Origin of the sequence: Faecalibacterium sp. An192, from assembly GCF_002160175.1 — a bacterium.
Lineage (GTDB): Bacteria > Bacillota > Clostridia > Oscillospirales > Ruminococcaceae > Faecalibacterium.
In genome coordinates this window covers 34,137-59,194 of the sequence record NZ_NFKB01000007.1, presented here as the reverse complement: position 1 = coordinate 59,194, position 25,058 = coordinate 34,137, and the positions used below count along the sequence as shown (strand labels likewise).

The following is a 25,058-nucleotide window of genomic DNA, read 5'->3' as shown; positions in this document are numbered from 1 at the left end:
AGTATACTGAAAGGGAAAGGGAGGGATGGCACAGATGCTGACCTACAATATGGACGTCACCCCCGAGAGCGTGTGGAAGCGCACCACCCCCAGCGAGGCGGAGCTGGCCCAGCCCTACTACTGCACCGAGGCGGGGCTGTTTTATGCGCAGCAGCGGTTTTCCACCGCCCGCACCGACAAGGAGAGCTATATTCTGTTTTATACCCTGCGGGGGGCGGGCCTGGTGGAACAGAACGGCAGCGATGTGCTGCTGGGTCCGGGGCAGGCGCTGCTTTTGAACTGCCGCACCCCCCAGAGCTATTGTACCGCCCCCAAACAGAGCTGCTGGCACCACTATTGGGTCCACCTGGACGGGGCGGGGGTGGCGGCCATGGAGACGCTACTCCACCCGGAAAAGAAACTGGTGCCGGTCCAGCTGGCCGGCACCCGGATGCAGGAACTGTTCGAGACGGTTCTGGCGGAGATCGAGCGGGGCACGGTGGACAGCATGGTCCAGCGGGGACTGGTGCTGCATGAGATGCTGGCCCTGTGCGCCCAGAACCTTTTGTCCCAGGGGGAGGCCACCAGCGCCCGCCAGGTGATCCTTCAGGCGGCCGAGACTTTGCGGCAGAATTACCAGCAGGAGCTGAGTCTGGCCGGCCTGATGGCCGATGCCCATATGAGCAAGAGCTATTTTCTGCGGCTGTTCCGGCGGTATATGGGCACCACGCCCTACAATTACCTGGTGAATTTCCGGATCACCCAGGCCAAGGAACTGCTGGTCCTGACCGACCACACCGTCAGCGAAATCGCCCGGGAGGTGGGGTTTGGGGACGCCAGCAATTTCTCCACCCGGTTTTCCCGGGCCACCGGCCAGAGCCCCCTGCAATACCGCAAAAACGCCCTGAAAAGCGCCGAAAAATAAGCGGGAAAGCGCGCTTTGACGCTTTCCCGCCCTGGAATCAGGTGGTTTCCCGCCAGGGGTCGCCCTCGATCTGGACAAACTGCTTTTCAATCTGGAAGGCCTCGTTTAGGGGGCGGTAGAGCATCAGCTCGCAGACCAGCAGAATGAACCACAGCCCCACAAAGGGCACCAGGGCCAGGGTCCAGGGTGCAAACAGGACGTACAGCAGAAGGTACCCCACCTGCAAAAGGGCGGCCCCCAGCACCAGAGGCAGGGCGCCCAGGGTGGTCAGCAGGTTGACCTTGACCCAACGCCCGGCGTAGAAGGACAAAAGCTGCTTGTACCGCTGAAAGCCCTCCATCCGGCGGCTCTCATCGTAGCTGTCATCGGCGAAAAACATACCCATGGTCTGTACCTCCTCAGGTCAGGTCTGCGCTGTAGTGGACCCCATCCAGGACGTCGGACAAGATTTGTTCCACGTCCCCGCCGAAGTCCTTCTGACAGGTCAGCTCGGCCACAAACACAAAGTTTTGGTACACCGCAAAGGCGGAACACCCGCGGTCGTAGGGGTTGGCTTCCGAAATGCAGGTGTAGTTCAGGACGGTGTAGTCCTGGCCGTTGTGGAGGGCGGTTCCCTCCGACTGCACCGCGTAGGTCTGCCGCTCCCGGTCCAGAAAATCCTCACAGGCGGCCCGGGCGGCGGCTTCATCCTGGCAGCCGTACAGCAAAACGTACAGTTGGGCGGGGTACAGGTCCACCAGGTCGCCGTCCTCGTTGGTGTAGGGGACCGGCTCGCCCACCGTCCAGGTGGCGTAATAGGTGTCCTCCCCGGCCAGAACCGAGCTGTTGGCCTGAAGGGTCAGGTTGTGCCCCGGCGGGGCGATGCCCACCGTCTTGCCCAGCATCTCCCAGCTCTGGTCCCAGGCGGCGCCGTCGGCCGCGGCGCTGGGATACCGGGAAAAGTCCACCACATTCCCCAGCACAATCAGGGCCAGAATCAGCAGAAAAGGCAAAGCCAGATACAGCAGCTGTTTGCGGTCTTTCATGACAGGTCGGCTCCTTTCGTCAGCGCGTCCCAGAGGGCGCCGCAGGCGTCCATGTGGTCACAGGTGCGGTCTTCACAGAAGCCCCGGCGGGCCAGATACAGAGACCCCGCCAGGTCCTGGCTGCTGCCGCGGATTTCCTGGCCCAGAATGGTTTGGGTGTAGGTGCCCAGATCCTGCCCGGCCAGGGCGGGGCAGTCGTCCCAGCGGACACAGCAGGGGGCCTCTCCGGCCTCCGCCAGGATTCCGTCGGCGCCGGTCAGCAGGGCATAGTCTGCTTGAAACGTTTCATAATCTTCCAAAAGAAAAAAGTAGCTGTCGCAGTCCTCCAGATCCCCCATGAGGGTGATCTGATTGGCGTAGGAATACTCGGCGTTCTCGTCCATGGCGTCCGAGATCAAGTATTGATGGAGCTGCACCGCCACCTGGCCGTCCCCGTTGGCGTCGCTGCCCAGGGCGGCAAAGGCCTCCTCGATGGCTGCCGCCGTGGCGTCGGGCAGGGCGTTTTCCCCCACATAGGCGACCTGGTAGTCGGGCCGGACCTGTCCCAGGCCCAGGGCGCTGTGGGCAATGTCCAGCACCGCCAGACCGACCACCGCCCCGGCGATCACCATTCCCTTGTGATAGTGCCACCAGTTCCGCCATTTCTGGCGAGGCGTGGGGTCCGGGGGCAGGGGATCGGGCTTCACATCCCGCAATTTCCAGTTCAGGTATAGGCTTGCCATACAGGGAGTGTCCTCCTTTCCTGTGTCAGAGACAGTCGCGGGTGGTGCCGCCCGGCTGATACCGTACCGGCAGACAGATCAGCGCCGGCAGGCTGGAACGGTCGGTGCTCAGCAGCAGATCCACCGCAGTCTGGGCCATCTGGGGGACGGGCTGGACGATGGTGGAACAGTAATAGTCGTCGCTGTCAAACCGCTGGATGCCGTCGAAGCCGATCATCTGGACATCCTGGGGCACCCGCAGGCCCAGAAGTTCCAGCCGCTTCTGGATTTCATAGCAGAGGCGGTCGGTGTTGCAGAAGATGCCGTCGTAGTCAAAGGCCCCGTCGTGGGTGTGGGAGGCCAGAAAGGCCTCGAAGGGGGCGAACCCGGCCTCGTTGGGCAGGTACAGGGATTCAAACTCCACCTGCCGTTCCCGGCAGACCGCCTCAAAGCCCATCCGGCGCTTGTCGGCCTCGCCGGCCACATTGGACCCCTGCCGGAGGAACAGGAGCTTTTGGCAGCCCAGCTCCAGCAGCTTCTGGGCGGCCAGCTGGCCCCCGCCGAAGTTGTCCGAGGCCACGCAGGGGATCTCGGCCCGGAAATGCCGGTCGATGCTGACAAAAGGCAGCTGGGGGTCTACTTCCAGGTTGGGATTGTAGGTCAGGGCGATGATGCCGTCCACCTTGTTCTGGCGCACCAGGTCGATGCACTGCTGCTCGGCGGTGCTGTCGTAATTGGTAATAGTCACAATGGTGCGGTAGCCTCGCTTCATCAGGGTGCCGATGATGGCGTCGGACAGGCTGGCGAAAAAGGGATGCCGCAGGTTGGGCCAGATCAGGGCCACCGTGTTGGTCTTGTTGGTCTTGAGGCCCCGGGCGTAGCTGTTGACCTGGTAGCCCAGCTTGCGGGCGGCTTCCTCCACCCGGAGGCGGTATTCCTCGCCCACCGGAATGTGGTTGAACACCTTGGACACGGTGCCCAGCGCCACGCCGGCTTCGGCGGCGACGTCTTTCATGGTGGGGGCGGTGGTTGTCTTTTTAGCCATAGAATCCTTCCTTACAGGCCGTGGACGGGGTGTTTGAGTGGAACGTTTCATGAAATCTTTTAAAAGAAAGGGGCTTTCCAGCCCGGCCCGCGACGATTTTCCAATGTTTGTTGGCTTCATTATAGCAACTTCCCCCTGGAAAATAAATTGAATTTCATGAAACAGGCCGTGAAACGCCTCTTTTTGTGATGGCTGACAATCCAGATGTCCTCCTTTTGTGCAATTTGGAAAAAGCGCTTTCCACAAAAAATATCCTTGACAACAGAAAAAATCTGGATTATCATAAAGGCGAACCAAACATGTAACGTTTCACGATGAAGCGCAGCCCGGCCTGTCGGGCTTTGTTTTACAGAAAACTATGAAACGTTACACAGAACTGGGAGGGCCGGAAGCATCCCGCTGGCAGGAAAGGAGGAGTGCCTGCTGAACGTTGTCCGTATCTCTGTGATTCTTTGAAAGGAAGTGAGGGAACATCATGCGTTCCAAAGTACAAGCGAGCACAGCGGCGGTCCAGCTCCCGCAGGGGCACCGCAGAAAGACGCTGGGCCGGCGCATTGCAGAGAACTGGCAGCTGTACGCGCTGCTGCTTCCGCCCTGACCGGCTGCGGGTCCAAGAGCAATGCCCCGGTGGCCAATGAAAACGGCGTGGTGGAGGGCACCGAACAGACCCAGTTCACCATCATCGGCGGCCAGTCGGCCCTGTCGCCCGGCTACGCCGACAACCAGGTCCTGAACGCCATGCAGGAGAACGCCGGCATTTCCATCGAGTGGAACACCATGAGCGACTCCCTGGCCGAACAGGTCAACATCCGCATCGCCGGCGGCGACCTGCCGGACGCCTTCATGGGTGTGGGCTTCTCCAACTATGACCTGACCAACTACGGCGCCGACGGCACCTTCATCAACCTGGACCCCTACATCACCCCCGACATCATGCCCAACCTGTCCGCCATCCTGGAGCAGAACCCCAACATCCGCTCGGCCATCACCATGAGCGACGGCTGCATCTACGGCCTGCCCGCCGCCGAGCAGATGGGCACCGCCGGCATCGGCAAGGAGGAGGACTACTCCATCTACACCATCCCCCAGTTCTCCATGATCAACAAGGCATGGCTGGACGACCTGGGCCTGGCGGTTCCCACCACCCTGGAGGAGCTGCACACCGCCCTGAAGGCCTTCAAGGACAACGACATGAGCCATAAGTTCTATGGCAACGACGCCGGCACCACCATTCCCATGTCCACCGGCTTTGACCAGTGGTGCTGGGGCCAGAATATTTTCTACGCCGGCTTCGGCTTCACCAACTGGCCCAACGACGTCTGCAACGACCTGGTCCTCCAGGGAGACGGCACCATCCAGTTCATGCGCGTCAACGACAAGTACCGCGAGGCGGTGACCTACTTCCACGACTGGTACGCCGAGGGTCTGATGGATGTGGAGATGTTCTCCCAGTCGGATACCCAGCTGATGTCCAAGTGCCAGCAGGGCTGGGTGGGCGTGTCCACCTGGTGGTACATTGACGAGCTGATGGGCGACTACGCCAAGGACTATGTGTTCCTGCCGGTTCTGGCCGGCCCCGACGGCACCAGGAACGTCACCGTCCGCACCGGCGGCACCAACTCGGGCCAGCTGTCCATCACCTCGGTGTGCCAGAGCCCCATCAACCTGCTGAAATTCTTCGACCAGTGGTACACCGGCGAGAACGTCATGCAGCTGCAGTACGGCCCCATCGGCGTCTACTTCACCCAGCAGGACGAGAACGGCGTCTGGAACTCCATCACCGACGCCGAGGCCCAGGCCCAGTTCGGCAAGAGCGCCGGCGAGCTGAAGGGCGAGTATGAGGTGGCCGGTCCCAAGCTGATCCTCTCCCAGTACTATGAGGAGAACTTCCACATGGAGGACCGGGCCGTGGAGCGCCTGACCGACCTGTACGACTACTGGCTGCCCCAGGTCACCGATACCAGCGTCTACCCGGTGGACTGCGTGTTCACCATCGACGAGCTGGACACCATCGACCGCTACAAGTCCGACTTTGAGAGCATGGTCTCGGAGCAGGAGGGCCTGTGGATTCGGGACGGCGGCCCCACCGATGAGGAGTGGGAGGCCTATAAGCAGATGCTGAGCGACACCTGCGGCATGGACAAGCTGCTGGAAGTCTACAAGAACGCCTACGCCCGCTACACCGAGGCGTAAACCAAGCCAATTTCCTGCATTTCTCCTTCCAGGGCAGTCCCGTCCCGCAGCGCAGCGGGGCGGGACAGGGAAGGGGCAGAATATTTCATCATTCGGGAGGAAGCTCCATGATCAGTGAGAAGTTACAGCGCGCACGCGATTTTGAAGCCCGGTACGGGGCCTATATCCCCGACGGGGAACGCCCGGCCTTTCATGTGACGGGGACGGTGGGCTGGATCAATGACCCCAACGGTTTTTCCTGCTATCAAGGGGAGTACCACCTGTTTTATCAGTACCACCCCTACAGCAACAACTGGGGCCCGATGCACTGGGGCCATGTAAAGACCAGGGATTTCATCCGCTGGGAGCGGCTGCCCGCCGCCATGGCCCCCGACACCGACGCCGACCGGGACGGCTGTTTTTCGGGCAGCGCCATCGAGCTGGCCGACGGGCGGCAGATGCTGGTGTATACCGGCGTGTATGAGACCCGGCGGGCCGACGGACAGGTGGAGGCGTTCCAGCAGCAGTGCGTGGCCTTCGGGGACGGGGTCAACTACGAGAAATACCCCGGCAACCCGGTTCTGGACGGCAGCGACCTGCCGGCCGGAGGCAGCGTGCTGGACTTCCGGGACCCCAAGGTCTGGCAGGACCCGGATGGTACATTCTATATGGTGGCGGGCAACCGCACCCCCGACGGCAGCGGCGCCATCCGGCTGTTTGAGAGCCCCGACGGCACCCATTGGAGCTACGCCTGCACCCTGGATTCCAGCCGCAACGAGTATGGCCGGATGTGGGAGTGCCCCGACTTCTTCCCCCTGGACGGCCAGCAGGTGATGCTGGTGAGTCCCCAGGAGATGACCGCCGCCGGCCTGGAATTCCATGCGGGGTTCGGGTCCATCGCCCTGATGGGCCGCTATGACCCCGCCGCCCGCCGCTTTGCGCGGCAGCGGATTCAGTCCATCGACTACGGCACCGACTTCTATGCGCCCCAGACCCTCCAGAGCTACGACGGACGCCGGATTATGATTGCCTGGATGCAGAACTGGGCCACCACCAACTGTCAGCCCCAGGGGACCCGCTGGTTCGGCCAGATGACCCTGCCCCGGGAACTGTCCCTGCGGGAGGGCCGCCTGATCCAGAACCCGGTGCGGGAGCTGGAAAACTACCGTGGCCACAAGGTCAGCTATCAGGACCTGCTGGTGACGGGGGAGACCAACCTGAGCGGGGTGTCGGGCCGCCTGATGGACCTGACGGTGACGGTCCGCCCGGTGGACGACCGGCCCTCCTATCAGGCCTTCAAGATCCACCTGGCCAAGGACGGCCAGCGGGAGACCCTGATCCGGTATAAGGTGGCCAACAGCACCCTGCGTCTGGACCGCACCCACAGCGGCTTCCCCTATGATATTGTGAACGTGCGGGATTTCCCGGTGCGCCCCCGGGACGGGGCGGTCAAGATCCGGGTGGTCATGGACCGGTACAGCCTGGAAGTCTTTGTCAACGACGGCGAACAGGCGGCCAGCATGGTGATTTATACCCCGCTGTCGGCCCAGTCGGTCAGCTTTGAGGTGGTGGAAGGGGCCGCCTACATCGACGTGGAACACTACAGCCTGAACTTCGGGCAGGAGGACGCAGAATGAACCGGAAAGGATTTGACGTGGTGGCCCTGGGGGAACTGCTGATGGATTTCACCCAGAACGGCCTCAGTGAACAGGGCAACAGCCTCTTTGAGGCCAACCCCGGCGGCGCGCCCTGCAACGTGCTGGCCATGCTGCGGAAGCTGGACAAGCGCTGCGCCTTCATGGGCAAGGTGGGCCGGGACGGCTTTGGCCGCCAGCTGGCCCAGGTGGTGCAGGAGGCGGGCATCGACACCCGGGCCCTCCGGTTTGACCCCGAGATTCCCACCACCCTGGCCATTGTCCAGACCCTGCCGGGAGGCGACCGGGATTTCAGCTTTTACCGCAAGCCGGGCGCCGACGCCAACCTGGCGGCGTCGGACCTGGATGAGGAACTGCTGCGGGACTGCCGGATCTTCCACTTCGGCACCCTGTCCCTCACCGGGGAACCCTGCCGCACCGCCACCCAAAGGGCGGTGGCCCTGGCCAAAGAAGCCGGCGCGCTAATCTCCTTTGACCCCAACCTGCGCGAACCCCTCTGGCCCAGCCTGGAGGATGCCCGGGCCCAGATCGCCTGGGGCCTGAGCCAGTGCGATATCCTCAAGATTGCGGACAATGAGCTGCTGTTCATGACCGGCCGGGAGGACTTCGCCGAGGGCGCGGCCATGCTGCAGCGCCAGTACCCCAACATCCGCCTGCTGAACGTGACGGCGGGAGCCGCCGGCAGCTATGCCTTCTATGGCAGCCGGCACACCTTCCAGCCCGGGTGTACTTTGGGCGGGGTCATCGAGACCACCGGCGCAGGGGATACCTTCTGCGCCAGCGTCCTGAACTTTGTGCTGGAACACGGCCTGGATGGCCTCACCGCCGACGACCTGGACCAGATGCTCCGGTTTGCCAATGCGGCGGCCTACCTGGTCACCACCAAAAAGGGCGCCATCCGCTCCATGCCCGACCGGGCCGCGGTGGAACAGACCATGGCCCGGGCCTGACCGTCCATCATCTCCTCGATGTAGCCGTTGACGGCGCCCAGGTCGCTCTGCTGCTTGGTGAAATAGCGGGAGGACTTGCCCGCCAGACGGCTGCTGACCATCACCATGACGCAGATCATGGCCACCGTGATGGCGGTCAGGGGCAGGTCCAGCAGAATCATGCTGACCAGGCTGGTGACGATGGTGACCAGCGAGTTGAGCAGCTGGGGAATGCTCTGGCTGATGAGCTGGCGCAGGGTGTCCACGTCGTTGGTGTACACCGACATGATGTCGCCGTGGACGTGGGTGTCAAAGTAGCGGATGGGGAGGGATTCCATGTGCTGGAACAGTTCGATCCGCAGGTTGCGCATGGTGCCCTGGCTGACGTTGACCATGATGCGGTTGTAGCCGTAGGCGCAGAGGATGCCGGCGGCATAGATGCAAGCCACCCGCAGCATGGCTGCGGCCAGGGGGCCGTAGTCGGCGGAGCCGGCCCGGACCATGGGGGCGATGTAGTCGTCGATCAGCTTCTGGGTGAACAGCACGCCCTGCACCGAGGCCAGCGCCGAGCCCAGAATGCACAGCACCACCACCAGGCAGGAGAATTTGTACCGCTTGAGAATGTAGCCCAGCACCCGCCCCAGGGTATGGAGCATCCGGCTGGTTTTGACCGTCTGTTTGTTGGTTGTCATGCCTGTGCACCGTCCTTTCCGTCCAGGGCCGCGTCGGGGGCGGGCTGGTCAAAGTCGCCGCCGCCCTGGGTCTGGGCTTCGTAAATTTCGCGGTAGATCTTGTTGGTTTTCAGGAGGTTTTCGTGGGTGTCAAAGCCGTTGACCGCGCCGCCCTCCAGCACCAGGATGCGGTCGGCGTCCTGGACGCTGGAAACCCGCTGTGCGATGATGATTTTGGTGGTGCCGGGGATGTATTGGGCGAAGGCCCGGCGGATTTTGGCGTCGGTGGCGGTGTCCACCGCGCTGGTGGAGTCGTCCAGAATCAGGATCTTGGGCTTTTTCAGCAGGGCCCGGGCAATGCACAGGCGCTGCTTCTGTCCGCCGGACACGTTGGTGCCGCCCTGTTCAATCCAGGTGTTGTACCCGTCGGGGAACCGCTCGATGAATTCGTCGGCGCAGGCGGCGCGGCACACCTCGCGGCATTCCTCCTCGGTGGCGTCCTCTTTGCCTCAGCGCAGGTTATCCAGAATGGTGCCCGAGAACAGGACGTTTTTCTGCAGCACCACAGCCACCTGGCTGCGCAGGGTTTCCAGGTCATAGCCCCGGACGTCCTTGCCGCCCACGCTGACCCGGCCGGTGTCCACGTCGTACAGACGGCTGATGAGGTTCACCAGGCTGGACTTGCCGCTGCCGGTGGCGCCGATGATGCCGATGGTCTCGCCCGACTTGATGTGCAGGGTGATGTCGTGAAGGGTCTTTTCGCCGCTGCCGTGCTTGTAGGAAAAGCTGACGTGGCTGAAGTCCACGCTGCCGTTGGGGATGTTCTTGTCGGCCTTTTCGGGCTGGGTCAGGTCGGGGGTCTCGGTCAGCACCTCGGCGATACGCTCGGCGCTGGCGGTGCTCATGGTAATCATGACGAACACCATGGACAGCATCATCAGGCTCATGAGGACGCTCATGACGTAGCTCAGCAGGCTGGTCAGCTCGCCGGTGGTGAGACTGCCGGCCACGATGAAGTGGGCGCCGAACCAGGACAGGCCCAGAATCGAGCTGTAGACCACCAGCATCATGATGGGGTTGTTGAGGGCCAGCAGCTTTTCGGCTTTGACGAACATCCGATAGAGGTTTTCGGCGGCCTTTTTGAACTTTTCGTTCTCGAAGGTCTCCCGGACAAAGGCCTTCACCACCCGGATGGCGCTGACGTTTTCCTGTACGCTGGCGTTCAGGTCGTCGTATTTGCGGAACACCTTGTCAAAAATGGGGGTGGTGCGCAGCATGATGGCGGCCAGGGCCGCGCCCAGCACCACAATGGCCACCAGGAAGATCAGGCTGAGCTGCACGTTGATGAAAAAGCACATGAACATGGAGCAGAGCAGCATCAGAGGGGCCCGGGCGGCCACCCGCAGAATCATCTGGAAGGCGTTCTGCAGGTTGGTGACGTCGGTGGTCATGCGGGTGACCAGACCGGCGGTGGAGAACTTGTCGATGTTGGAAAAGGAAAAGGTCTGGACGTTGCAGTACATGGCGTCCCGCAGGTTGCAGGCGAAGCCCGCCGACGCCCGGGCCGAAAACCGGGCGGCCAGCACGCCGAAGCAGAGGCTGAACAGGGCCAGCACCAGCATCAGAGCGCCGTACTGGTAGATCTTGTTCATGTTGCCGGCCTCGATGCCCTGGTCGATGATGGCGGCGGTGACAAAGGGGATCAGCACTTCCATCAGCACTTCGCCCGCGGTGCACAGGGGCGCCAGAATGGCCGATTTCTTGTATTGGCGTATCTGTGCCATAAGGGTTTTCAACATTGTATCTTCCTCCCATCTCGTGAAGAGCGGTCCTCCGCGGGGCCGCCTAGATTGCGCAGCATCTGTTCCATGCACAGCTTGACGGCGTCCGCCTGCCCGGGGGTGAGCCCGCGGCAGGCCTGCTGTTCCAGCCCGGCCATCTGCTCCTGAATCTGACGCTGCAGCGCCGCGGCCTTGTCGGTGGGCCGGATCTGCTTTTTGCGGTCGTCGCCGGGGCAGGAGGTCACGGTCAGAAAGCCCTGCTGGTGCAGGTCTTTCAGGGCGGCGGACAGAGCCGCCTTGGACGTTCCCAGGTGCCGGTGCAGGTCCACGGCACAGACCGGCTCGCCGTTCTGCTGCAGCATGAAGTTCAAAACCAGCGCCTGGGTGGTGGTCAGCCCGAACCGCTCGGACATCCGGGCCCGGACCTGCTGTTCCAGCGCGGTGTTCAGCCGGTGCACAAGAAACAGGATATGCCCTGCCATAGAGTGGATCGCCTCCTTTTTGTTAAATAGTTCGCTTGCGGACTGTACGCTTACAAACAATCTGCTGGCGAACTCTATTATACACATCTGCTCTGGAAATGGAATTCAAAATCTGTTATATTTAATAAGAGATTCTTATTGCAAGGAGGGCGCCATGAACACCTCGCAGATTCAGTGTTTCCTGACCATTGCCGACACGTTGAACTTTGCCCGGGCCGCCGAACAGCTGCACATCACCCAGCCCGCCGTCACCCAGCAGCTCCACGCCCTGGAAAAGGAGCTGGGGGTGCGGCTGTTCCACCGCAGCACCCATTCGGTCCGCCTGACCGACGAGGGGATGCTGTTTTTGCCCGACGCGCGGCAGATCGCGGCGGTGTCCGACCGGGCCCGCAAGCGGTTTGTCCACCGTTCCTCCGAGACCTTTGAGACGCTGACGGTGGGGTGTATGCACATGCAGTCCATGTCCCTGTTGACCGGGCCCCTGGCCGCCATGCAGAAGGACCACCCCGCCTTTCGCCCCCAGTTTCATGTGGTGCCCTTCCGGCATATTTACCGCCTGCTGGAGGAGGGCAGCCTGGACCTGGTGGCGGAGTTCCAAAGCGGCGCGGCCTCGTCCTTTTTGTATAAGGAGCTGACCCGCTCGCCCATGGTGTGCATCTGCGCCGAGGGCCACCCCCTGGCAAAACAGGCGGTGGTGTCGCCGGAGGACCTGCGCAAGGTGCGGCTGGTGGTGTCCGACCCCTCCCAGGTGCCGCCCGATGTCCACCATCAGCAGGAGGCGCTGCTGGGGGACCGGATGCCCGTCGAACTGTATTTTTGCGATACGGTGGAGGCCGTGGCGGTGCTGACCGCCGCAGGCTATGGGGTGTCGGTTTTGCCGTCGGTGCTGGTGCCCGCCCTGCCCGGCCTGCGCCAGATCCCCCTGGAAGGGGGCCAGCCGGTTTCCTTTGGCTTCTATTACAAGAGCTGGAAGGACCGCCCCCTCCTGAAAGCCTTCATCACCTGCGCCCAGCAGACCCTGAACCCCAAAAAGCCCTGAACGCACAAAAAAGCCGCCGCGCTCCCGGAGAGGGAACGGGCGGCTTGCTGTTTTGGGGGATCAGAGGCGGCGCAGACCCTCCCAGAGGGTCATGAGGGCGCCGGAGGGCAGACATTTGGCGGCGGCCCGGTGGACGGTGCAGACCGGCCCCGGGGTGGAGACCGCCCGGCCGTGCCGGCTGTCCAGAAGGGCCCGTACGGCCACCCGCCGGGCGGTGGAGGCCAGCGGGAAATGCCGCACCGCCTGGCTTTCGCCCTGACGGGCCACCGGGATGAATTCGGTGTCCCGAATCCAGTAGGGACATACCGCCGTCACCGTGATGCGGCGGGAACGCAGCTCCCGCCCCAGCGCCAGACTGTAATGATAAAGGAAGGCCTTGGTGGCGGCGTATACGTTCAGATAGGGGAAGGGCTGGAAGGCCGAGGTGGAGCAGATTTCCAGAATCCGCCCGCCCGGCCCCATGTAAGGCAGGCAAATCTGGGTGACCTCCACGGCGGCCTGACAGTTCAGCTGGATCATGGCGGCGCTGTCCCGGCGGGTGACGGCCTGCCAGTCGCCCATCCGGCCAAAGCCGGCGGCGTTCACCAGGACCGCCACCTCAGGGGCGGCGGCTGCCAGCCCGGCTTCCAGGGCGTCCGCTGCGCCGGGGGCGGTCAGGTCCAGAGGCAGCACCCGCAGGGGGACAGGGCAGAGGGGGCGCAGGGCTTCCAGACGGTCCCGCCGGCGGGCGATGACCCAGATTTCGTCCAGATGCTTTTCGGTGCGGGCCAGCTGGAGGGTGAGTTCCCGCCCCAGCCCGCTGGATGCGCCGGTGACCACGGCAATCTTCATAGACAAACGCTCCTCTCTCAAGCACAAACGGGGAAAATGCGGCCGGTCTTTTGGCCCCATGATACCGCCCCGGCGGGGCCGTGTCAAGGCGGCCGCCGGCCTGCAGGAGGACTCCGCCACCGTCCGGGTGGGGGGCGTGCTGTACAATGTGGCCACCGCCGTAGGGGAGTCCACCGGCTGGCGGGTTCTGCTGCTGGTGCCGGTGGAACAGATCACCGCCGTTACCTATTCGCTGTACGTCCAGATCATCGGGGTGCTGCTGGGCTGCCTGCTGGTGTTTGCCGTTTTGATTGTCTACCTCTACCGCCGGTTCATGATGCCGCTGGCCCAGCTGGAACAGGCCATGCGCCGGGTGGACGCCGGGGACCTGTACGCTCACGTCAAGCCCCATGGCCCGGCGGAAGTGGTCCAGATGATGGAGGGCTACAACGCCATGCTGGACAGCCTGCGTCTGGGCATCGAGCAGAAGATGCGGATGCAGCGCCGCCGTCAGGACCTGGAAATGCAGGTGCTGATGAGCCAGATCAACCCCCATTTCCTCTATAATACCCTGGAGTCCATCGTCTGGAAGGCAGGGGAGGCGGGCCGGCCCGATATCGGCAAACTGGCCTCCAGCCTGGGCAAACTGTACCGGCTGAGCATTTCGGGCGGCCTGTTTGTCCCCCTGCGGCAGGAGCTGGAACACGTCCAGATGTATATGAACATCCAGCGCAGCCGCTACGGCAACAAGGTGGACTATGAAGTGCGGATGCACGGCTGTGACCCCGAGCACGTGGAGGTGCTGAAGCTGATTCTCCAGCCCATTGTGGAGAACAGCCTCCTGTACGGCATGGATGGGCTGGATCATACCCTGCGCATCCGGGTGGCCGCCTGGCACCGGGGGGACAACCTGGTCCTGACGGTGACCGACAACGGCGTGGGCATGGATGCCGCCGCCCTGGAGGCTCTGCGCCAGCAGATTCTCCATGGCCGCAAGCCCCAGGCCGGGGCCAACCACCGCAGCACCGGCATCGGCCTGCACAATATCAGCGCCCGTCTGCGCCTGTACGCAGGTTCTTCCAGCTGCCTGCGGGTCCAGAGCAAGCCGGGCCTGGGCACCCGCGTGGAGCTGATTCTGCCATGGCGCGGGTTCTGACCCGACACAAGCCGTCCCATCTGCCTCCCGGTGGCTGGGACGGCTTTTTGCGCCTCTGCGGGCAGGGCAGGGGACGCATCTGCAGAAATTGACATGGATCGGCTGTTCTTGTACTAAGTCAAAAAATGCAGACGGACTTCAATTTCTGCTTATTTTAAGAAATGGGTTTCGACTTATAATATCCTGGCCTACCTGCTGAACAAGGGCGTGTTCTGGGCCAAGGGCATCCCCTCCATGTTCTTCCTGCCCTACGTCTCCAACATGGTGGCCGTTGCCGTCGTGTTCCAGCTGATTCTGGGACCCCGCGGCCCCTTCTACCTGCTGCAGAAGTTCTTTGGGGTGGAGGACCCCATCATCCCGCTGCTGAACCAGAAATGGGCCCTGCCGGCGGTGGTGCTCATCGCCGTGTGGAAGGGCATCGGCCTGAACTTCCTGACCTATCTGGGCGCGCTGCAGAACGTGGATAAATCCCAGATCGAGGCCGCCGAGATCGACGGCGCCAACAAGTGGCAGCAGATCCGCAACGTGGTGATCCCGGCGGTGGCGCCCACCACCTTCTTCCTGACCATCAGCTCCATCATCACCAGCCTGCAGAACTTTACCGTCATCCAGTCCCTGACCGACGGCGGCCCCGGCCAGGCAACCACCGTCATGAGCCTGAACATCGTCAACACCGCTTTCGTGAAGTATGAGACCAGCTACGCCGCCGCCCAGGCCCTGGTGATGTTCGCCATCGTCATGGTCATCACCCTGATCCAGTGGCGCGGCCAGAAGAAGTGGGCTGACCAGTAAGGAGGTATCCCGCCATGCGTGCAAAGAAAGAGCATATCCTCAAGATCGTCATCACCGTCATCATGGTGCTGCTGGGTATCTGCTGCATCTATCCCTTCATCTTCATGCTGTCGTCGTCCTTCAAACCCAGCGGCGACGTCCTGTCCACCCCGCTGCAGATCATCCCCAAGAACTTCACCCTGATGAACTTCGAGACCCTGTTCAAAAACGAGTTCTATGATTTCTTCCGCTGGTTCGGCAACACCGTTGTCATGACCGGCCTGACCCTGATCCTCAAGTTTTTCATCATCACCATCACGGCCTACGGCTTCGCCAAAATCAAGTCCCCCGGCCGTGACGCCATCTTCCTGGTGCTGCTGGCCGGCCTGATGATCCCCAGCGACATCATGATCATGCCCCGGTACATCATCTTCAAGGAACTGCACATTCTGAACACCATGTGGTCCCTGATCCTGCCCGCGGCGGTGGACGTCTACTTTGTGTTCCTGCTGCGCCAGGCCTTTGTGGCGGTGCCCGAGGCCCTGAGCGAGGCCGCCCGCATCGACGGATGCAATCACTTCACCATCTATCGCCGGATCATCCTGCCCCTGTGCATGCCCCAGGTGGCCACCATGCTGCTGTTCAGCTTTGTCTGGAGCTGGAACGACTACATGAGCCCCTACCTGTACATTTCCGACATCAACATGCAGATGATCTCGGTCGGTATCAAACTGCTGGCCTCCGGCCTGGCCCAGGACTACGGCGCCCAGATGGCCGGCGCCACCCTGGTTCTGGTGCCCGTCATCATTGCCTTCTTCCTGTGCCAGAAGTACTTCGTCGAGGGCATCACCGCCGGCGCCGTCAAGGGTTAAGTCGAGGAGTCGAGAAAAATGAAAGACCGCGCGCTTTTGCCTGAGGCCGGGCAGTTTTACAAGGCCAATCTTCACTGCCATACCGTTCTGTCGGACGGACGCTGGACCAAAGAGCAGGTGAAGGCAGAGTATCAGAAGCGGGGCTATTCGGTGGTGGCGTTCACCGACCACCGCCATTATGGCTGGCACCCCGAGCTGATGGATGAGACCTTTATCCCGCTGGCGGCCTATGAGGCCGACCTGAATGAGCCGTTCCCGCCGTCGGGAGACTTTCAGCGGGTGCGGACCTATCACCTGAACTTTTACGATACCCACCCCGAGACCCGCACCGGCTTTGAGGCCCAGCAGCCGCCCCAGCGCTATGGCGACCTGGCAGCCCTGAACGAGTTCCTGGCCGGGAAGGAAGCGGAAGGCTTCCTGTGCTGCTACAACCACCCCTATTGGTCGCTGCAGAACTGGCAGGACTATAAGGATCTGGACCATGTGTTCGCCATGGAGATCTACAACCACGGCTGCGAGCTGGACGGCCTGTACGGCTATGCGCCCCAGGCCTACGATGAAATGCTGCGGACCGGCCGGCGGCTGTTCTGCCTGTCCACCGACGACAACCACAACGTCTATGAGCCGGGGGACCCCCGGTGCGACGCCTTCGGCGGGTTCACCATGCTCAAGCTGCCCCGCCTGGGCTATGCCGAGGTAATCGAGGCGTTGCGGCAGGGGAACTTCTACGCCTCCACCGGCCCGGAAATCCATCACCTGGTGATCCGGAACGGCGCGCTGGAAGTGTCCTGCAGCCCGGTGGAGAAGATTTATGTGGTGACCAGCGGCCGCCGCTGCCTGATGGAACTGGCGGCCCCGGGCCAGACCCTGACTGGGGCAGCATTCCCCCTGCGGGGCGATGAGGAGTACATCCGGGTGGAATGCCGGGATGGCTCGGGCCGCCGCGCCTATTCCAACGCCTATTGGCTGGACGACTGAGAGGAGCTTTTGAGGATGGACCGGATGGATCTCTTTGCATCGGCCCTGCGGTCTGCCGCAGAGCAGGTGAAGTGCAACATCACCCACTTTGGGGAGGATTTCCCGCTGCCCTGCACCGAAAACGGGGTGTACCCCGTGGGCATCAATACCGACTGGACCCCCGGCCTGTTTACCGGCCAGTGCTGGCTGGCCTATGAGGCCACCGGGGACGACCGCTTCCGGGCGGCGGCCCTGCGCCAGGTGGACAGCTTTGCCCGGCGGCTGGCAGTGGGGGAGAACCTGGATCACCATGACCTGGGCTTTCTCTACACTCCCTCCTGCGTGGCCGCCTGGCAGCTGACCGGCAGCGAAACCGGCCGCCAGGCCGCCCTGGAGGCAGCCCGGCGGCTGACCAAGCGGTTCCAGCCGGTGGGCCAGTTCATCCAGGCCTGGGGCCGCTGCGGCGACCCGGCGGAATACCGCCTCATCATCGACTGCCTGATGAATGTGCCCCTGCTGTGGTGGGCGGGCCGCGAGACGGGGGATGACCGCTATACCGGGATGGCCCGGGCCCATACCTCCACCGCCGCCCGGACCCTGTTCCGCCCCGATGGCTCCACCAGCCACACCTGCTATATAGACCCCGAGACCGGCGCGCCGGTGCGGGCCATGACCGCCCAGGGCTATAAGGCCGACAGCGCCTGGGCCCGGGGCCAGGCCTGGGGCATCCTGGGCATGGCGCTGGCCTACCGCTTCACCGGTGAGGCAGAGTATCTGGACCGGTTCCGGGCCTGCGCCCAGTTCTTCCTCCAGCGCCTGCCGGAGGACGGCGTACCCTATTGGGACCTGGTCTTTACCCAGGGGGAGGAGCCCCGGGATTCCTCGGCGGCCGCCATTGCGGCCTGCGGCATCTATGAGGCCCTGCCCCATCTGACCCCGGAGGAACAGGCAGAGCTGGGGGAGGCGGCAGACCGCCTGCTGCTGGCTTTGGCCCGGCCCTGCGCCGCCGGCCCATCCCGTCCGGGCGGCGGCGTGCTGCTCCACGGCGTCTACTGCAAGTCCAGCCCCTACAATACCGTCAAGGATTACGGCATTGACGAGGCCAACCTCTGGGGCGACTACTTCTACATGGAGGCCCTGACCCGGCGGACCCGCGGCTGGCAGCCGTATTGGGCATGAGGAAGGGGAACTTTGCCCGCCTGGAAACCAGACAGCAGGGCCGGCGTCTGTTCCTGCTCAGCTGGACGGCCTATGCGGCCGCCTATGTGGGCCGGTACAACTATTCCGCCGTCATGGCGGCCATCACCGCCGAGGGAGTTCTCAGCCTCCCGGCGGCGGGGGCCGTGTCCACCGGATATTTTGTCTGCTACGCCGTGGGGCAGGTGCTCTGCGGCCTGCTGAGCCAGAGGGTTTCGCCCTTTGGGATGATTCCGGCGGGACTGCTGCTTTCGGCGGGGTGCAATATGGGAATGGGCATGGCCCCAGCCGGAGCCATGCCCATCTTGTGGGCGGCCAACGGCTTGTTTCAGGCCATGGTCTGGCCGCCCATCGTCCGGCTGTTCGCCGAATGTATGCCCCTGGTGCAGCAGGACCAGGCCTGCGTCTCCATCAACTCCACCACCCCGGCGGGAACCCTGGCGGCCTATGCCCTCAGCGCGGCGGCCATGGCCCTGGCCGGGTGGCAGATGGCGTTTTGGGGATGCGGCGCGGTGATGCTGGCGGCTGCGGTGCTGTGGATGCTGGGCACGCCCTCTCTGCGCCGGGCGGTTCAGTCCGGTCCGGCCGCAGCCCCCGTCCCGGCGGCGGAAAAAGAGCCCTCGGGAGTTCGGCTGCTGCCTGTCCTCGCGGGGGCCGGACTGATGGGCCTGATTCTGCCCGCCATGCTCCACGGCGGCCTCAAGGACGGGGTCACCAGCTGGGTCCCCAGCATGATCCAGAGCAATTTCGGGGTGGGCCCCGCCTTTGCGGCGGCCGTCTCGATGGCGCTGCCTCTGGTGAACCTCACCGGGGCCTATGGCGCCGGCTGGCTGGACCGCTGCGTCTTCCGCAACGAGGTGAAAACCTCGGCGGCCCTGTTCGCCGGGGCGCTGGTCTGCCTGCTGGCTTTGCCGGCGGCGGTAAACTACAGCCTGCCTCTGTCGGTGGCCCTGCTGGCGGCCACCACCGCCCTGATGCTGGGCATCAATACCATGTTTATCAACGTCATGCCGGTGCGGGCGGGCCGCCGCGCAGGGGCCGCATTCCTGTCCGGCAGTCTCAATGCCATCACCTACCTGGGGGCGGCCATCGCCACATGGGGGATCGGCGCAGCGGCCCAGGGTTTTGGCTGGGGCGCCGTGCTGGCCCTGTGGGCGGTGATGGCGGGGACGGCCCTGGCCGTCTGCCTGCTGCTTGCCCGCCGCTGGGGCCGGTTTGCCCTGGCCTGTGAGACCGAAAGGGGAGAACGCGTATGATCCTATGGGCTGAAAACGAGACCGCCGCCACGGCGCGGGCGGTGCGGAACCTTTGCCCCGGCGCCGCTGCTGCCGCCATTGCCCGGGCGGATGAAATCTGCCGGCGGGAGTTTCTGTTTCAGGACCACTGGGAGATGGAACCCACCTGCCAGCCGGTCCGCTTTCCCGATGGGATGGTGTGGGACGCCGTCCCCGCAGGGGACCCCGAGTGGACCTATGCCCTCAACCGCCACACCATCTTTGTGAATCTGGGCAAGGCCTGGCTGTATACCGGCCGGCCCCTTTACCGGGATACCTTTGTGTTTTTGCTGGAGGACTGGCTGCGGCAGGTGCCCCATACCCCCGCCAGTGAGTCCACCACCTGGCGTGCCCTGGAGGCGGGCCTGCGGCCGGAAAACTGGCTGCGCGCTTTCTGCCTGTTCCGGGGAGCTGTCCCCGAGAGCCTGCGGGCCCAGGCCGACGAGAGCCTGGCCCGCCACGGGACGTATCTGGCGTCGGCCCATGGACCGTTTCAGAAACTGAGCAACTGGGGGGCCATCCAGGCCCACGGCCTGTTCCTGATCGGCCTGTGGCTGGGCCGCAAGGACTGGCAGCAGCTGGCTCTGGACCGTCTGGCGGAAAATCTCCGCCGCGCCGTCCTGCTCGACGGCGTCCAGTGGGAACAGAGCCCCATGTATCACTGTGAGGTGCTCCATACCGTTCTGGATACCCTGCTGCTGGCGAAACAGAACGATATCCCCACGCCGCCCATCCTGGAAGAAAAAGCCCGGGCCATGTGCCGGGCTCTGGCGGTGTGGGCCGCCCCCGACCGCACCATCCTGCCCCAGGGGGACAGCGACGTCATCGACGCCGGGGATCTGCTGGCGGCGGGCGCCCTGCTGTGGGAGGACCCCCTGCTGGCAGCGGCGGCCCGGGGCCCCTTGTGTGAGGAAACCCTGTGGGACTTCGGCCCCGATGCCGCCGCGCGGCTGGCCGCCCTGCCGGCCGCCTGGCCCGAATGCCCCTCCCAGAAGCTGGAAGCCAGCGGCAACTATATGCTGCGCAGCGGCTGGCAGCCGGAGGATACCTTCATCCATCTGCGGGCCGGACGCCTGGGCGGCGGCCACGGACATGGAGATTTGCTGCATCTGGACGTGTGGCATGGGGGCGAGGCGGTGCTGGTGGACCCCGGCCGCCTGACCTATGTGGACGGCCCCCGGCGCCAGGCGCTGAAAAGCCCCGCCGCCCACAATACCCTCCGGTTGGATGAAACCGACTTCACCCAGTACCGCGCCACCTGGGAGTGGGAGAACATCGCCCAGCCCCTGCCGGCCCGGGCCTGCTTTGACCCGGCGGCGGATTACCTGTTCGCAGGGCATGGGGGATACCTGTCCCGGGGAGCCCTGGTGGAGCGGCGTCTGGTCTTTCTCAAGCCGGACCTTCTGGTGGGGGCGGATCTCATCCGCAGCGCAGGCGGCCACCAGGCGGAAGCTTACTTCCACTTTGGACAGGGAACCCTGACCCTCAATCCGCGCAATGTTTTCTGGAAGGGCAGCCGCACCTGTGCCCAGCTCCACTGGCTCAGCGGCCAGACGGGCTGTGCCTTTGAATCCCCCCGCGCCCCGGTGTACAACACCCTCTGCACCGGGCCGTCCCTCCGGCTGACGGCCTCCACCAGCGGCACAACGGCGCTGGTGTGGGTGCTGAGCCTGGGCGGCCCCTGCGACGCCCGGCTTGTGCCGGTGACCGACGGGGCAGGGAAGCCCATTGCCTCCCGCCTGGCCCAGGGAGTCCGGGTGGACAAAGACGGCCAGAGCCGGACGGTACTGTTCAGCTGGCAGGCAGGCCCCCACGAGGCGGGACTGCTGTGCGCCGACGGCTGCACAGGCTATGGAACGGTTCTCGCCTTTACCCCCCAGTGCCCCGAAGGGCTGTATCTGGACTGACTTGAACGACAACGGAAAGGATTATGTTATGATGGACGAAAAACGCACCGGCCGGGTCACCATACCCACCGATCTGGACGCCGTACCCGAGACCCTGACCCTGATGCAGCGCTGGGGTGCCGACGCCATCCGGGATTGTGACGGCACCGAGTTCCCCGAGGCCCTGCGCAATACCGGGGCCAAGGTGTACGCCACCTACTACACCACCCGCAAGGACAACGCATGGGCCAAGGCCAACCCCGACGAGATCCAGCAGTGCTATATCATGACCCCCTTCTTCACCGCCGATGGAGAGGGCGCGCTGCAGATTCCCCTGATGAAGGGGATCAGCCGGGAGCTGCTGCAGGTCAACGACCGGGACGACATCGCCCGCTGGTGGGAAGTCATGGACCGCACCACCGGCCAGCCCCTGCCCGCCGGCGCATGGAGCTATGACGCGGACAAGGAAGCGGTGGTGATTTCCGCCCCCGCCGCCTATCATGAGTATACCGTCAGTTTCCTGGCCTACCTGATCTGGGACCCCGTCCATATGTACAATTCGGTCATCAACGGCTGGACCGATGTGGAGCACCAGATCCCCTTTGACGTCCGCCAGCCCAAGACCCATCAGTATACCCTGGAGCGCCTGCGCCGCTTCCTGGAGAGCCATCCCTATGTGGACGTGGTGCGGTTCACTACATTCTTCCATCTGTTCACCCTGGTGTTCGATGAGCTGCGCCGGGAAAAATACGTGGACTGGTACGGCTATTCCGCTTCGGTCAGCCCCTATATCCTGGAACAGTTCGAGAAGGAAGTGGGCTACAAATTCCGCCCCGAGTACATCATCGACCAGGGCTATTACAACAACCAGTACCGCGTCCCCAGCAAAGAGTTCAAGGACTTCCAGGCCTTCCAGCAGCGGGAGGTCAACCGCCTGGTGCGGGAGATGACCGACATCGTCCACGAATACGGCAAGGAAGCCATGATGTTCCTGGGGGACCACTGGATCGGCACCGAACCCTTCGGCCCGGTCTTTGCCCAGTCGGGCGTGGACGCCATCGTGGGCAGCGTGGGCAATGGCTCCACCCTGCGGCTGATTTCCGATATTCCCGGCGTCAAGTACACCGAGGGCCGGTTCCTGCCTTATTTCTTCCCTGATACCTTCCATGAGGGGGGCGACCCCATCCGGGAGGCCAAGGAGAACTGGGTCACCGCCCGCCGCGCCATCCTGCGCAAGCCCATCGACCGGATCGGCTATGGCGGCTACCTGAAACTGGCCTGTGAGTTCCCCGAGTTCCTGACCTACGTGGAGAGCGTCTGCGATGAGTTCCGGGAACTGTATGAGAACATCAAGGGCACCACTCCTTACTGCGTCAAGCGGGTGGCCGTCCTGAACAGCTGGGGCAAGATGCGCGCCTGGGGCTGCCATATGGTCCACCACGCCCTCTACCAGAAGCAGAACTACAGCTACGCCGGCGTCATTGAGGCTTTGAGCGGCGCACCCTTCGACGTCCAGTTCATCAGCTTCGACGACATCAAGGCCGATCCCAGCCTGCTGAACAACATTGACGTCCTGATTAACGTGGGCGACGCCGACACCGCCCATACCGGCGGCGCGGTCTGGGAGGACCCCGCCGTGGCGGCAGCGGTCAAGGGCTTTGTCCATCGGGGCGGCGGCCTCATCGGCGTGGGCGAGCCCGGCGGCCACCAGTATCAGGGCCGGTTCTTCCAGCTGGCCCCCGTGCTGGGCGTGGAGAAGGAAACCGGCTTCACCCTCAACTACGACAAGTACAACTGGGAGGAGCATCGGGATCACTTCATCCTGGCCGACTGCCCCCACCACGATATGGACTTTGGCGAGGGCAAAAAAGGCGTGTTCGCCCTGGAGGACGCCGAAATCCTGATCCAGCGGGAGAAGGAAGTCCAGCTGGCGGTCCATGACTACGGCAAGGGCCGCGGCGTCTACATCAGCGGCCTGCCCTACAGCTTCGCCAACAGCCGCGCCCTCTACCGCGCCATCCTGTGGAGCGCCCACAGCGAGGAGGAGCTCCACACCTGGTTCAGCTCCAACTACAATGTGGAAGTCCACGCCTACGTCAAGAACAACAAGTACTGCGTGGTCAACAACACCTATGAGCCCCAGGACACCACCGTTTACCGCGGGGACGGCAGCAGCTTTGACCTGCATCTGGAGGCCAACGAGATCAAATGGTACCCCATTGCATAAACATTTCGGAACAGCAGCTGCGGCGTGCGGCGTCGGTGACGCCGTCGCCCCGCCAGCTGGCCTGGCAGCAGCTGGAATTTTACGGCTTCATTCATTTCGGCATGAATACCTTTGCCGGGCGGGAATGGGGCGATGGAACCGACAGCCCACGGCTTTTTCACCCAGAGGACCTGGACCCGGACCAATGGGTGGCCGCCCTGAAAAGCGCCGGCATGCGGGGCCTGATCCTCACCTGCAAGCACCACGACGGCTTTTGCCTGTGGCCCAGCGCCTTCACCGAATACAGCGTGAAGAATGCACCCTGGCGGGAGGGCAAAGGGGACGTAGTGGCCTTGACGGCGGAGGCCTGCCGCCGGGGCGGGCTGAAGTTCGGGGTGTATCTGTCCCCCTGGGACCGCCACGACCCCCGCTATGGCACCGGCAGGCCCTACGACGACTACTACGTCCACCAGCTGACCGAGCTGTGCACCCGCTATGGGGAACTGTTCTGTGTCTGGATGGACGGGGCCTGCGGCGAGGGCCCCAACGGCAAACGGCAGGTCTACGACTGGCCCCGGTACTATGAGACGGTGCGCCGGCTCCAGCCGGGCGCGGTGCTCAGCGTGTGCGGGCCGGATGTCCGGTGGTGCGGCAACGAGGCGGGACACTGCCGTCCCAGCGAATGGAGCGTGGTGCCCGCCCAGCTGATGGATGCCGCCTATACCGCCGGCCGCTCCCAGCAGGCCGACGATGGGACTTTCTCCCGCCGGGTGGACCGGCAGGACGAGGACCTGGGCAGCCGGGAAGTCATTGCCGCGGCCGGGGAGCTGGCCTGGTACCCCGCCGAGGTGGATGCCTCCATCCGGCCGGGCTGGTTCTACCACCCCGAGGAGGACAGCCAGGTGCGCACCCCCGAAGAACTGCTGGACATCTACCTGGATGCGGTGGGCGGCAATGCGGCTTTGCTGCTGAATGTGCCGCCCGCCCCCAATGGGCGGATCGCCCCTCCCGACTGCGCCGCCCTGGCTGGGCTGGGCCGGAAGATTCAGAACCTGTTTGCGCTGGACCGCACCGGTCTGGGAGAGCTCAGCGCCCCGGGCAGCGCCGAAGGCCACCCGCCTGCCTGCGCCGCCGATGGCCGCAGCGATACCTGGTGGCAGAGTGCCCCCGGCGAAGGGCAGCCCACCCTGACCCTCACCTTTGCCCAGCCCCAGGAGATCTCCTGCGTGGTGCTGGGGGAGTACCTGCCCGCCGGCCAGCACATCGAGGCCGGTGAAATCCGGGCCGACGGCCGGACGGTGGCCGCCTTCACGGTGGTGGGCCACAAGCGGATCTGCCGCTTTGCACCCGTCCGGGCGAAACAGGTGACCGTCTGCATCACAGCATCCCGGGCCGAGCCTGCCCTGCGCCTGCTGGCGGTGTATCGGGAACAAGAAGCTGAATAAACCCAAAACCAACGCCGGGGAAGAATTTGTTCCCCGGCGTATTTGTATGCCGAAAACCCCGCAGGGCGGACGGTTCAGAG

At 63.8% G+C, this 25,058-nt stretch carries 22 protein-coding genes and 1 pseudogene; 15 read left to right on the top strand and 8 right to left on the bottom strand.

Going from position 1 to position 25,058, the window contains the following annotated elements:
• Positions 1–34 precede the first annotated feature (34 nt).
• Positions 35–904: an AraC family transcriptional regulator gene (locus B5F27_RS03910; protein WP_087364838.1), complete on the top strand. Its 870-nt coding sequence runs from the start codon at positions 35–37 to the stop codon at positions 902–904.
• Positions 905–941: 37 nt separating this feature from the next.
• Here B5F27_RS03910 and B5F27_RS03905 read toward each other — a convergent pair whose 3' ends face one another.
• Genes B5F27_RS03905 through B5F27_RS03890 form a run of 4 tightly spaced genes read right to left on the bottom strand, consistent with a single transcriptional unit; the run spans position 942 to position 3,675 of the window.
• Positions 942–1,289, bottom strand: a complete 348-nt coding sequence (locus B5F27_RS03905; protein ID WP_087364835.1) for a hypothetical protein — start codon at positions 1,287–1,289, stop codon at positions 942–944.
• 13 nt (positions 1,290–1,302) lie between these two features.
• Entirely contained in the window at positions 1,303–1,929 is a 627-nt protein-coding gene (locus tag B5F27_RS03900; protein WP_087364833.1) for a hypothetical protein, read from the bottom strand.
• Positions 1,926–2,651 (bottom strand): hypothetical protein, encoded by a 726-nt coding sequence (locus B5F27_RS03895; RefSeq protein ID WP_087364830.1) that lies wholly within the window; start codon positions 2,649–2,651, stop codon positions 1,926–1,928. Before B5F27_RS03895 ends, B5F27_RS03900 begins: the two co-directional genes overlap by 4 nt.
• Before the next feature lie 25 nt (positions 2,652–2,676).
• Complete coding sequence (locus tag B5F27_RS03890) at positions 2,677–3,675, bottom strand: LacI family DNA-binding transcriptional regulator (protein ID WP_242962064.1); 999 nt, start codon at positions 3,673–3,675, stop codon at positions 2,677–2,679.
• A 475-nt stretch (positions 3,676–4,150) separates the two neighbouring features.
• Between B5F27_RS03890 and B5F27_RS17385 the strand changes: the two genes are divergently transcribed.
• From B5F27_RS17385 to B5F27_RS03875, 4 genes are all read left to right on the top strand, one after another.
• Positions 4,151–4,273, top strand: a complete 123-nt coding sequence (locus tag B5F27_RS17385; protein ID WP_275533103.1) for a hypothetical protein — start codon at positions 4,151–4,153, stop codon at positions 4,271–4,273.
• A 29-nt stretch (positions 4,274–4,302) separates the two neighbouring features.
• On the top strand, positions 4,303–5,868 hold the full coding sequence (locus B5F27_RS03885) for an extracellular solute-binding protein (RefSeq protein WP_242962063.1): 1,566 nt from the start codon (positions 4,303–4,305) through the stop codon (positions 5,866–5,868).
• 107 nt (positions 5,869–5,975) lie between these two features.
• Positions 5,976–7,484 carry a glycoside hydrolase family 32 protein gene (locus tag B5F27_RS03880; RefSeq protein ID WP_087364828.1) on the top strand — a complete coding sequence of 503 codons (1,509 nt, stop codon included), beginning with the start codon at positions 5,976–5,978 and terminating at the stop codon, positions 7,482–7,484.
• A complete protein-coding gene (locus B5F27_RS03875) occupies positions 7,481–8,452 on the top strand; it encodes a carbohydrate kinase (RefSeq protein WP_087364826.1) in 972 nt (323 codons plus the stop codon). Before B5F27_RS03880 ends, B5F27_RS03875 begins: the two co-directional genes overlap by 4 nt.
• Here the strand turns inward: B5F27_RS03875 and B5F27_RS03870 are convergent.
• The 3 genes and pseudogenes from B5F27_RS03870 to B5F27_RS03860 form a co-directional block, all read right to left on the bottom strand.
• On the bottom strand, positions 8,371–9,123 hold the full coding sequence (locus B5F27_RS03870; RefSeq protein WP_087364824.1) for an ABC transporter ATP-binding protein: 753 nt from the start codon (positions 9,121–9,123) through the stop codon (positions 8,371–8,373). The two genes, B5F27_RS03875 and B5F27_RS03870, sit on opposite strands and share 82 nt — an antisense overlap.
• Positions 9,120–10,901 (bottom strand): annotated as a pseudogene (locus B5F27_RS03865) (ABC transporter ATP-binding protein). Before B5F27_RS03865 ends, B5F27_RS03870 begins: the two are co-directional and overlap by 4 nt.
• Positions 10,895–11,365 (bottom strand): MarR family transcriptional regulator, encoded by a 471-nt coding sequence (locus tag B5F27_RS03860; RefSeq protein WP_158098184.1) that lies wholly within the window; start codon positions 11,363–11,365, stop codon positions 10,895–10,897. The pseudogene B5F27_RS03865 and the gene B5F27_RS03860 overlap by 7 nt, the downstream one beginning before the upstream one ends.
• Before the next feature lie 154 nt (positions 11,366–11,519).
• On the opposite strand from B5F27_RS03860, the gene B5F27_RS03855 reads away from it, so the two are divergent.
• Complete coding sequence (locus tag B5F27_RS03855) at positions 11,520–12,404, top strand: LysR family transcriptional regulator (protein WP_158098183.1); 885 nt, start codon at positions 11,520–11,522, stop codon at positions 12,402–12,404.
• 60 nt (positions 12,405–12,464) lie between these two features.
• Here B5F27_RS03855 and B5F27_RS03850 read toward each other — a convergent pair whose 3' ends face one another.
• Positions 12,465–13,235 carry an SDR family NAD(P)-dependent oxidoreductase gene (locus B5F27_RS03850; protein ID WP_087364820.1) on the bottom strand — a complete coding sequence of 257 codons (771 nt, stop codon included), beginning with the start codon at positions 13,233–13,235 and terminating at the stop codon, positions 12,465–12,467.
• 58 nt (positions 13,236–13,293) lie between these two features.
• Here B5F27_RS03850 and B5F27_RS03845 point away from each other — a divergent pair, with 58 nt between their 5' ends.
• From B5F27_RS03845 to B5F27_RS03805, 9 genes are all read left to right on the top strand, one after another.
• The gene (locus B5F27_RS03845) at positions 13,294–14,370 is read left to right on the top strand and encodes a sensor histidine kinase (RefSeq protein WP_087246579.1); all 1,077 of its coding nucleotides are present in this window, start codon (positions 13,294–13,296) and stop codon (positions 14,368–14,370) included.
• A gap of 207 nt (positions 14,371–14,577) precedes the next feature.
• Entirely contained in the window at positions 14,578–15,162 is a 585-nt protein-coding gene (locus tag B5F27_RS03840; RefSeq protein WP_242962062.1) for a sugar ABC transporter permease, read from the top strand.
• Positions 15,163–15,176: 14 nt separating this feature from the next.
• Positions 15,177–16,013: a carbohydrate ABC transporter permease gene (locus tag B5F27_RS03835; protein WP_087364817.1), complete on the top strand. Its 837-nt coding sequence runs from the start codon at positions 15,177–15,179 to the stop codon at positions 16,011–16,013.
• Positions 16,014–16,031: 18 nt separating this feature from the next.
• Positions 16,032–16,991, top strand: coding sequence for a phosphoesterase (locus tag B5F27_RS03830; protein WP_087364814.1), 960 nt, complete (start codon positions 16,032–16,034; stop codon positions 16,989–16,991).
• Between the two features lie 15 nt (positions 16,992–17,006).
• A complete protein-coding gene (locus tag B5F27_RS03825) occupies positions 17,007–18,149 on the top strand; it encodes a glycoside hydrolase family 88 protein (protein WP_087364812.1) in 1,143 nt (380 codons plus the stop codon).
• Positions 18,146–19,423, top strand: coding sequence for an MFS transporter (locus B5F27_RS03820; RefSeq protein WP_144066474.1), 1,278 nt, complete (start codon positions 18,146–18,148; stop codon positions 19,421–19,423). Before B5F27_RS03825 ends, B5F27_RS03820 begins: the two co-directional genes overlap by 4 nt.
• Positions 19,420–21,348 carry a heparinase II/III family protein gene (locus B5F27_RS03815; protein WP_087364808.1) on the top strand — a complete coding sequence of 643 codons (1,929 nt, stop codon included), beginning with the start codon at positions 19,420–19,422 and terminating at the stop codon, positions 21,346–21,348. The genes B5F27_RS03820 and B5F27_RS03815 overlap by 4 nt, the downstream gene beginning before the upstream one ends.
• 31 nt (positions 21,349–21,379) lie before the next feature.
• A complete protein-coding gene (gene gnpA, locus B5F27_RS03810; RefSeq protein ID WP_087364883.1) occupies positions 21,380–23,554 on the top strand; it encodes a 1,3-beta-galactosyl-N-acetylhexosamine phosphorylase in 2,175 nt (724 codons plus the stop codon).
• On the top strand, positions 23,536–24,978 hold the full coding sequence (locus tag B5F27_RS03805; RefSeq protein ID WP_087364806.1) for an alpha-L-fucosidase: 1,443 nt from the start codon (positions 23,536–23,538) through the stop codon (positions 24,976–24,978). Before gnpA ends, B5F27_RS03805 begins: the two co-directional genes overlap by 19 nt.
• Positions 24,979–25,058 lie beyond the last annotated feature (80 nt).

Bases quoted from the DNA above. Each gene is read 5' to 3' on its own strand.
- B5F27_RS03815 (WP_087364808.1), top strand. From the start codon at position 19,420: ATGATCCTATGGGCTGAAAACGAGACCGCCGCCACGGCGCGGGCGGTG.
- B5F27_RS03870 (WP_087364824.1), bottom strand. From the start codon at position 9,123: ATGACAACCAACAAACAGACGGTCAAAACCAGCCGGATGCTCCATACC.
- B5F27_RS03905 (WP_087364835.1), bottom strand. From the start codon at position 1,289: ATGGGTATGTTTTTCGCCGATGACAGCTACGATGAGAGCCGCCGGATG.
- B5F27_RS17385 (WP_275533103.1), top strand. From the start codon at position 4,151: ATGCGTTCCAAAGTACAAGCGAGCACAGCGGCGGTCCAGCTCCCGCAG.
- gnpA (WP_087364883.1), top strand. From the start codon at position 21,380: ATGGACGAAAAACGCACCGGCCGGGTCACCATACCCACCGATCTGGAC.
- B5F27_RS03830 (WP_087364814.1), top strand. From the start codon at position 16,032: ATGAAAGACCGCGCGCTTTTGCCTGAGGCCGGGCAGTTTTACAAGGCC.
- B5F27_RS03890 (WP_242962064.1), bottom strand. From the start codon at position 3,675: ATGGCTAAAAAGACAACCACCGCCCCCACCATGAAAGACGTCGCCGCC.
- B5F27_RS03880 (WP_087364828.1), top strand. From the start codon at position 5,976: ATGATCAGTGAGAAGTTACAGCGCGCACGCGATTTTGAAGCCCGGTAC.
- B5F27_RS03825 (WP_087364812.1), top strand. From the start codon at position 17,007: ATGGACCGGATGGATCTCTTTGCATCGGCCCTGCGGTCTGCCGCAGAG.
- B5F27_RS03860 (WP_158098184.1), bottom strand. From the start codon at position 11,365: ATGGCAGGGCATATCCTGTTTCTTGTGCACCGGCTGAACACCGCGCTG.
- B5F27_RS03850 (WP_087364820.1), bottom strand. From the start codon at position 13,235: ATGAAGATTGCCGTGGTCACCGGCGCATCCAGCGGGCTGGGGCGGGAA.
- B5F27_RS03845 (WP_087246579.1), top strand. From the start codon at position 13,294: ATGATACCGCCCCGGCGGGGCCGTGTCAAGGCGGCCGCCGGCCTGCAG.
- B5F27_RS03900 (WP_087364833.1), bottom strand. From the start codon at position 1,929: ATGAAAGACCGCAAACAGCTGCTGTATCTGGCTTTGCCTTTTCTGCTG.
- B5F27_RS03895 (WP_087364830.1), bottom strand. From the start codon at position 2,651: ATGGCAAGCCTATACCTGAACTGGAAATTGCGGGATGTGAAGCCCGAT.
- B5F27_RS03835 (WP_087364817.1), top strand. From the start codon at position 15,177: ATGCGTGCAAAGAAAGAGCATATCCTCAAGATCGTCATCACCGTCATC.
- B5F27_RS03910 (WP_087364838.1), top strand. From the start codon at position 35: ATGCTGACCTACAATATGGACGTCACCCCCGAGAGCGTGTGGAAGCGC.
- B5F27_RS03875 (WP_087364826.1), top strand. From the start codon at position 7,481: ATGAACCGGAAAGGATTTGACGTGGTGGCCCTGGGGGAACTGCTGATG.
- B5F27_RS03855 (WP_158098183.1), top strand. From the start codon at position 11,520: ATGAACACCTCGCAGATTCAGTGTTTCCTGACCATTGCCGACACGTTG.
- B5F27_RS03805 (WP_087364806.1), top strand. From the start codon at position 23,536: ATGGTACCCCATTGCATAAACATTTCGGAACAGCAGCTGCGGCGTGCG.
- B5F27_RS03820 (WP_144066474.1), top strand. From the start codon at position 18,146: ATGAGGAAGGGGAACTTTGCCCGCCTGGAAACCAGACAGCAGGGCCGG.